Here is a 1624-nt window from a genome sequence, read left to right on the forward strand (position 1 = left end):
AGAACCTGGTCTACCTGGTCGCCATGATCAAGATCGGGACGTCGTTCGTCTGGATGATCGTCGTCTCGCTCAACACCAACATGGGTGTGGCCTGGCACCGTTTCCTCGCCTTCCCCAACATCTGGTTCAAGCGCGAGGCCGACGGCGGGACCGCCCTGGGCGCCCTGCAGCCGATGACCTCCGGCGGCAAGCCGATCGACTTCACCGACCCCGGTGACGACGACGTCTTCGGCGTCTCCCAGGTCGAGCAGTTCTCCTGGAAGGGCCTGCTGGACTTCTCCACCTGCACCGAGTGCGGGCGCTGCCAGTCGCAGTGCCCCGCCTGGAACACCGGCAAGCCGCTCTCCCCGAAGCTGCTGATCATGTCGCTGCGCGACCACGCGCACGCCAAGGCCCCCTACCTGCTGGCCGGCGGCGGCACGACCACGGAGGGCGAGGAGAAGGCGTCCGCCGAGCAGCTGGCCGGTGTGCCCGCCGCCGCCCTCGCCGAGGCCGGGCGCCCGCTGATCGGCACCGCCGAGGACAACGGCGTCATCGACCCGGACGTCCTGTGGTCCTGCACCACCTGCGGCGCCTGCGTCGAGCAGTGCCCGGTGGACATCGAGCACGTCGACCACATCGTCGACATGCGCCGCTACCAGGTGATGATCGAGTCCGCGTTCCCGTCCGAGGCGGGCACGATGCTCAAGAACCTGGAGAAGAAGGGCAACCCCTGGGGCCTGGCGAAGAAGCAGCGCCTGGAGTGGACCAAGGAGGTCGACTTCGAGGTCCCGGTCGTCGGCAAGGACATCGAGGACCTGTCCGAGGTCGAGTACCTCTACTGGGTCGGCTGCGCCGGCGCTCTGGAGGACCGCGCCAAGAAGACCACCAAGGCCTTCGCGGAGCTGCTGCACATCGCGGGCGTCAAGTTCGCGATCATGGGCGGCGACGAGAAGTGCACCGGTGACTCCGCCCGCCGTCTCGGCAACGAGCCCCTGTTCCAGGAGCTCGGCATGGAGAACGTCATGTCCCTCAACGCCGCGTTCGGCGAGGAGATGGACGACGACGGCAAGGTGACCGAGGAGTCCCGCAAGCCGAAGGCGTCGAAGAAGATCGTCGCCACCTGCCCGCACTGCCTCAACACCCTGGGCAACGAGTACCCGCAGCTCGGCGGCGACTACGAGGTCATCCACCACACCCAGCTGCTGCAGCACCTGGTGGACGAGGGCAAGCTGATCCCGGTCACCCCGGTCGAGGGCCTCATCACCTACCACGACCCGTGCTACCTGGGCCGCCACAACAAGATCTACACGCCGCCGCGCGAGATCATCGGCAAGGTCCCGGGCCTGCGCAACGAGGAGATGCACCGCCACAAGGAGCGCGGCTTCTGCTGCGGCGCGGGCGGCGCCCGGATGTGGATGGAGGAGCGGATCGGCAAGCGCATCAACAACGAGCGCGTCGACGAGGCCCTCTCCCTCGACCCGGACATCATCTCCACGGCCTGCCCGTTCTGCCTGGTCATGCTGACCGACTCGGTCAACGGCAAGAAGGCCGCGGCCGAAAACGGCTCCGCCGCGGGCGGCAAGGCCAAGGAGTCCATCCAGGTCGTCGACGTCGCCCAGCTGCTGCTGGAGTCCGTCAAGAC

1 protein-coding gene is annotated in these 1624 nt (G+C 67.7%); it reads left to right on the top strand.

Translation table 11 applies throughout. From position 1 onward, the window contains the following. On the top strand, positions 1-1624 hold a 1624-nt coding region (locus tag B100_RS0133510; protein ID WP_024888690.1), incomplete at both ends, for a (Fe-S)-binding protein.

This window comes from Streptomyces sp. CNH189 (assembly GCF_000527195.1).